General features: G+C 60.3%; 1 protein-coding gene. It reads left to right on the top strand.

Features of this window, described 5'->3' with window-relative positions; genetic code table 11:
* The coding region (locus tag L0H65_RS10235) for a CARDB domain-containing protein (protein ID WP_301458776.1) at positions 1-7929 on the top strand (7929 nt) is incomplete at both ends.

Genomic DNA, 7929 nt, shown 5'->3' with positions numbered 1-7929 from the left:
TCATTCGCGATGTTTCAGCCGCTCCGGTTGTGGCGGTTGGACAGCGTTTCAGCGGCAGCATTGATCCGGGTGAGGACAGCATCAGTTTTGCCTTCGATGGCACGGGCGGCGAACAACTGACCTTTGATTACGATCTGCTGAGTGATATCAGCACTTATTACTATCCCTACCTCTATATTTTCGGCCCCGATGGTGAGGTCAAGCTACAAACATCGGCCACTGGTGCGGACATGTCGTTTACACCGCCGCGCGATGGCCGGTATTTTTTTGCGATCAAGGGTCTTGCCGGGCAGGATAAGCCGATCAATTATGATCTGACGCTGCGCAGCTCGAAAACCGTCACGTCAAACCTGGCGATTGAGCAGGTGGTTTCCGGGCAGGTCACCGCGCCGTTCGAAGTGCGTGAATTCCGGTTCACCCTGACCGAGGCGAAGCAGCTCTATTTCGATGCGCTGACCAATTCCGCCATGTCGTGGAAGATTTATGATGCGGACGGGGCGCAGGTTCCCATTACCGCCAACGGGGATTTCGATAATTATGACAGCAATCCCAGCCATTTTCGCCTGACAGCAGGCAGCTACCGGCTTGCCCTGACGCCGGATGGCAACGGCACCCCCGCGTTTAGCTTTGCGTTGCGCGACATGGCGCTTGGCGCGATTTTGGCTGTCGGGGGGGATATTACCCTTGCCGGTGATACTGCCGCAGTCATTCGTCATCTCGATCTGACCGGCGGCACACGGGTTTTCTTTGACGCCAAAGCCCGCATCGGTGAAGGCTATTGGCAGCTTTTCGACCCTCAAGGCAACCTCATGAATGCGGCGGCGATCCAGTCCGATTTCGTCACCTATATCCCCGAGGATGGTCGTTATACGCTGGTTCTGGTTGACCGTGTAAGAACGCCGGCGTCATGGGAAACCACGTTCCGGCTGACCGAGGTTGAAACCCGCCAGCGCGCCATCTCGACAGCGACACCTGTGACCGGCAGTATCACAACGCCGCTGGCAACGATCCGCCACGATTTCACGCTGGCGACGGCAGAGACACTTATTTTTGACAGCAACCTCTACAGCAACGGCGCAACCTGGTATCTGGAGCGTGATGGCGTCGCCCTGACTGACCCTGTTGGGTTCAGGACGTTGGATTGGACCGGCATCCGGTTTGATCTGACCGCCGGAAACTACAGTGTCGTCGTGCAGGGTGCGGACGATTATGTCGGTGACTACGGCTTTACCCTGCGCCGTGCCGCCACCGCCACGGTGTTGCAGGACAATACATCGACCGCGCTGACGACATTGGATATGGCGAACGGCATGGCGCTGTTTTCATGGCAAGGCGAACGGGGCCATATCATTGATTTCGATGCGTTGAGCACGTCCGGCAACACTGATATTCAGCTTTACGGCCCGGATGGACGCCGGGTCTGGTCGCGCGGGAACCTCTCCGATACCAACGGAATCAAGTTGCGCGAAACCGGAAAGTACATCTTCGCGGTCAAAGGGGCGATCAGCAATTCCGGGGTCAGCCCGCAATTCGCTTTTGCGGTCCGCGATGCGGGCGATCAGACCCCAGCGGTGCTGACCGGCACCCCCCTTGCAGTGGGGGAGTTGGCAAGTGGCACGCTGACGACCGCGAATGTGGCGCAGGATTATCTGCTGACCCTTACGGCGCCGAAGCGGCTGTATGTCGATGCGCAAACCTATAATTACTATTTGCGGTTCACGATCCGTGACGCGCTGGGGGTCATTGTCGACGACCTCGATTTCGATGATTTCACAACCACGGTGATTCCGCGCGGCGATCAACAAGACGGAAGCTGGTGGATTGATCTTCCCGCAGGCGACTATCAGATCAGCATTCTGACCCGAAATGCCTCTGACCCGTTCGCCTTCAAGATGATGGACCTTGATGCGGCAACCCCGTTGCTGCGCGATACCACGGCAACCGCGCTGATCGACCCCGGACAGGTCGCGGTCTCCTATCAGTTCGCGGCCACTGCGGGGGAGAAACTGACGCTTCGCATGATCGCCGGAAATGCCGCCAACGTGCCGGGCTATCTGCTGCTGGATCCCAAGGGCAACCGCGTGGCGGCGGAAAGCCGGGTCGGACATCTTGAATTCACGCCGCGCCTGACCGGCCGTTATACGCTGCTTCTGGACGGTAAACAGGGCGCTTCGGAACCGGGAACGGTTCAGGTAACGCTGTTAGCCAATTCCGCCCTTGTTCTTGCCCCAGATACGGTGACGACGCTTTCGCTGCCGGATGCCGGGTCGGTGGGGCGTTATACAGTGACTGTGACGCAAGCTGGCCTCTATCAGCTGCACAGCAGTCTGAGCAGCTATTATCTGAACTGGACCCTGATGAACGCCAGCGGGTTTATGGCAGCATCCGGCAGGATCGACGGGTTGAATCAGCGCAGCTTCGACCTTGTGCCGGGCAGTTATGAGCTGACGCTTACCGCCAGCACGCCGCTGACCGATCCGTTTTCCATCGCGCTGTTGAATACGGCCAACGGGCGCGCGATTGCGATTGACGAAACCGTCGTGGTCGATGAAACGGTTTCGTCGATGACCCGCAGCTTCACTTTCAGCGGCACTGCCGGTCAGCAGGTGATTTTTGATGTGCTGTCGTCCAGCACGCCCAGCACCTATGGCGGCACCTATTTTCTGATTGCGCCGGATGGCACGATTCAGACCCGCTATGACATGACGAACACCACCGCCCAGACATTGCAGATGAGCGGGACTTGGCGGCTTGTGATCGTGCCACCGCCGAATGCAACCGCCCCCATGTCCTACAGTTTCCGTCTGGCGCAAAAGCAGATTGTGACCCGTCCGCTCGTGTTCTTTGAACGCAATCAGGACACGCTACCCGATCTCGGGGCAGAATTGCACTACACCTTCACCATGGCGGACGCGGGCGCGGTCTGGTTCGATGGGCAGATCAATGACAGCTCCGCCCGTTTCCGCATCCTCGACAGTCAGAACCGCGAAGTCTCCAGTGACTCCTTTTATTACGAAGGGAACCGGAACTCCCTGCGTTGGTTGGCGGCTGGCGATTATCGGCTGGTCGTTTACCGCTCTGATGACGCTGTAACGCAAATGCCGTTTCGCCTGCTGGCAATGGACAGCTTGCCGGAACTGACCCCCGGTCAGCCTGTGGATGTGTTGCTCTCGCCGGGTTCTGTGACAAACGGGTATGCGTTTGACGGGGTGGCCGGGCAACGGTTCGGTTTCGACCTGACCGAGATTGACAGTTCCTATACTTACTGGTCGCTGATCGGCCCGGACGGAAAGATCATTTTTGATACGACGGGTCTGGCGCAACGCCTGCCTGTCACACTGGCCGCGAGCGGTCGTTACATGCTGATGTTCGTCGGAACGAATTCGCGGGCTGAACCGCAACATCTGAAAATCAACCTAATCGAAGCGCCGTTGCGCGCCGATGTGCCGGTTTCCACCGTGGCGCGGACAGCGGCGGATCTGGTTCCCTCGGGGCTTGCGATTGTCGCTGCCGGGCCGATTACGGCGGGCCAGCCTGTCACCGTCAAATGGACCGTGCGCAACAGTGGCACCGCCTCCGCCGGGACAGGCCGTGACCGGGTGATCCTGCGGCGTGCCGATACCGGCGAAATCGTCGGCGTCCGCGTTACGGCGGATCTGGCCGCACCGCTTGCGCCCGGTGCATCGGTGCAGCGCAGCGCGGTTCTGCTGCTCCCCAAAGGCGCGCCGGGCACCGGCGATCTGATCGCGGAAGTGGAAGTCGATATTGCGAACGCGGTGGATGAAACCAACCGCGGTGCGGGACCGGAGGCGAACAATACCGCGACCCTGGCGTTCACCGCAGCGGCGGATACGCTTGCCGATCTGGTGGTGGAAAACCTCAGGACGGAACCTGCGGGGGGCTATACGCCGGGCCAGTCGGTCACGGTGCGCTGGACCCTGCGCAATGCGGGCGGCAAACCTGTCACGACTGGCTTTGCCGAAGAACTGCGTTTGAACAATGTGACCGCTTACAACAAATCTATCGGTCAATGGGGTCTGACCTATGATCCGGCGGTATCAGGCACGCTGGCCGCAGGTGGCACGGTGGAGCGGAGCGCGGTCATCACCTGGCCCGCTGATATCGACGGCACCGGAAACATGCGGTTCAGCGTAACGACAGACAGCGGATCGGTGATCAGCGAAGGCAACGCATCAGGGGACGGTGAGACCAACAATACCAAGGTGTTGGATGTTCTTTCCGCCCCTGACTTGCAGATTGAAAATATGCGCCTGACCAACGGGCCGTTGTTTGCGGGTGATAGTGTGACCCTTGCATGGGACATGAAAAACACCGGAACCGCGAATGTTATCGGGCCTTTTGTCGATTATGTCAGGGTGTACAATTATACGGCACGGCAATGGGTTTTTGATCAGGAGATCAGCTTCGCGGCTGAGGCGGGGGTGATCCTGAAAGCCGGGGCCGCGCGCGCGCGCAGCATCACATTCAATCTGCCCGATGGTGCCGCCGGTGCGGGTGACCTTCGGTTGTTCATCAATGCCGATTACCGTGGCGCGGTGCGTGAGGCGAACGCGGGTGACACTGCCGAGTCGAACAACTACGCAACCTTTGATTTCACGTCCACCGTTCGCACCTATCCCGATTTCACGGTCGCCGCGCCAACGGTGATCGGGTCGCCCGTGGCCGGCCAACCCTTGCAGGTTTCCTGGCGGGTCACCAACGCCTCCTCCATCGCGGCGGGGGCGCGGTCTGATCGGTTGGTGCTGAGTTCCGATGACGTGATCGGCAATGCCGATGACATCGTGATTGGAAATGTAAGCCGTTCGGGCCTTGCCGGAAATGCCGCCGAGACCGTGACCACGACTGTTACCCTACCACCTTCGATCGTAGGTGATTGGCGGCTGGCCGTGATCGTGGACGCGGCGGCGGCGGTGACGGAAGGCGATGGTGAGGCCAACAATATTTCCGCGCAGCGGCCGCTGACCATCGCGGCAGCACTTGCCCCCGATCTTGTGGTGGAGGCGGTGGCCGGCGTTCAGGCGGCGACTTGGGGCCAATCGGTTCAGGTCGGCTGGCGCGTTGCCAATGCGGGCCGCGTTGCGACCGCTGGCACATGGACCGATGCGGTCTATCTGTCGCAGGACGGGGTTGTGGGCGCAGGCGATATTCTGCTGGCCGAGGTTGCCGCACCTGCCGGGCCGCTTGCTGTCGGTGCGACCTATACGGGGAACGCCAGTGTTGTCATTCCAGGTGGTATCACCGGGGCCTGGCGGCTGATCGTGGTGACCGACAGCGCAAACACCCTGCCCGAGGGCGCGGCGGAGGGCAACAACAGCCTTGCCGCGCTGGAGCCTGTTGCAATATCTTCCAGCCCTGCGGCGGATCTGGTTGCAAGCAATGTCATCGGTCCGGCCAACGGCTCCCCCGGAACCGTCGCGGGCGTGACGTGGCGGGTGGACAACGAAGGCGAAGGCCCGGCGCGCGCGCCATGGACCGATTATGTCTATCTGACCGCCAGCGGTGGTTTGGGCGGAGCCTATTTTATCGGTCAATACCGCCACGACACTACCCTTGCCGCGGGCGACGGGGTTGACGTTTCGCTGAATGTGACCCTTCCCGCCGTCCCCGATGGCACCTGGCGTTTCCTTGTCATCACCGACCGGTTGGAGCAGGTTTACGAGATCGGGCGGGAGGCGAACAATTCAGCTTTGGCCGTTGCACCCTTCGGGCTGTCGACACCTGATCTTTATGTGAAGAATATCTCGGCACCTGATACCGCGATTTCGGGCACGCTGGTCCCGGTGACCTGGCAAGTCGGAAATCAGGGTGGCGGTGTCGCACAGGCCGGACGGATCGACCGGATTTATCTTTCGCGCGATGGTGTCGTGGATGGCACCGACATCCTGTTGCATACAAGTGCAGCGCGCGGCGCGCTGGCCGTCGGCGATGTAGACACGCAGACGGCGGAGGTGGTTCTGCCGCTTTCCGCGCGGGACGGATGGCAAGTGATCGTCGTGTCCGACGCGAATGATGTGGTGGAAGAACGATCGTTGGAGGGCAACAACAGCCTGTCCCATGCCCTTGCGGTCACGCTTGCGCAACATTCCGATCTTCAGGTGTCGGCGGTGGTCGCACCACCGTTGACCGTTGCCGATCCGGCGGTGATCACGGTTGGCTGGCGTGTCACGAACATTGCATCGCAGGTCGGGGCGGAGACGGGCTGGCAGGATCAGGTTTGGGCGTCGCGCGACAGCATCATCGGCGATGGTGATGATTTCCTGCTGGGCCGTTTCAACCGCGACGGGGCACTCGCCCCCGGTGAATATTATCTGCGGTCCGAGGCGATTGCGCTGCCCGCAGGCTTCTCGGACCGGTTGAAAATCTATGTGGTTGCCGATGCGGCGGGATCGGTGTTCGAGGATGGCGCGACGGCAAACAACCGCGCCATTGCGCCGGGCAATGTCGATATTGCCCGCGCTGCCTATGCCGATCTTGCCGTGCGCAGCATCGAAGCGCAGGCGACCGCCGTTTCGGGCGGGCAGATCAATGTGGCCTGGGTAGTGGAAAACAAGGGGCTTGGACTCACGGATCGGTCAAGTTGGGTGGACAGGGTCACCCTGTCACGCAACCCGGATGGAACCGGTGTGATTTCCAACCAGAGCTTCACCCATCTCGGCATCTTGCCGGTGGGCGAAACCTATGCCCGCAGTGCTGCGATCGACGTTCCGGAAGGGATTGCGGGCACCTATTACGTTACCGTCGTCACTGCGCCCTATTTTGGCCCGTATGAATTCATTTTTGACGATAACAACACATCCGATGCAGCAACGGTGACAATATCGCTTTCACCGAGCGCCGATCTGAAAGTTACCGATCTTGCGACGTTGGAGACCGCTGCTGAAGGTCAGGAAATTGATCTGGCGTGGCGCGTGACCAATCAAGGGCAAGCCGATGCTGCTGGCAGTTGGAGCGACCGGGTTCTGCTGGTGCCGGTGGATGTCTCAAAGCCATCCATCATTGTCGGCACCTACACCACCGAACGCACGCTTGGCGTCGGTCAAAGCTATCAGCGCACGGAACGCTTCCGTTTGCCTGCCAAGATCGAAGGTGCCTACCGGCTTACGGTTGTGACCAATTACAACAATGGCATCTATGAAAACGGCGCCGCTGCTCTGAACAATACCCAAGGCGATGATCGGGTGGTTGAAGTCACGCTGAACCCGCGCCCGAATCTCAAGGTTGCGTCCGTGGTTGCCGCCCCGACCGTTAGCGCCGGTGGCACCATCAACGCGGTGTTCGAGATCATCAATCAAGGCGCGGTTGCAGCGACGGGTGCCTGGACCGATTCCGTCTACCTCTCGCTCGATGACCGGCTGAGCAGTGATGACATTTTGATCAGCCGCACCGGCAACCCTACCTCACTCGCGCCCGGAGAACGGTATCAGGTCACTTCCGATACCGGCACGGTGCCGCTGCGCTGGTCGGGGCAAGGGTATATCCTTGTCAGCACCGATAGCGGTGTCGCGGTGGATGAATACCCGTTTGACAGCGACAATCTTGGGTTCAAGGCGTTTACGGTCAACGCGCTTCCGCGCCCGGATCTGGTGACCTCTGGCGTCGTGGCCCCGGTGCAGGCGGTATATGGTTCAGAGATTGAACTGCGCTATACAGTCACCAACCGGGGTCAGGGTGCCACGCTGGACGATAGCTGGCGCGATACGATCTGGATCGCGCGTGACGCGCGCCGCCCCAATACAGCCGCTTTTGTAGATGTGGATGGCGCGGATTTCCTGAAAGGCAATTCGGCGCGGCTGCTGGCAACGGTCAGCCATAACGGCGCGCTGGCCGTTGGCGAAAGCTATGAGATGGTGGTGAGCGTCACCATCCCGGCAGACCTGCCTTCGGGTCGGTATTACATCACCCCATGGT

The organism is Pseudorhodobacter sp. (assembly GCF_030452865.1).
GTDB lineage: Bacteria > Pseudomonadota > Alphaproteobacteria > Rhodobacterales > Rhodobacteraceae > Pseudorhodobacter.
The sequence above is the reverse complement of the archived record's forward strand: the minus strand, read 5'-3'. Positions and strand labels throughout refer to the sequence as shown.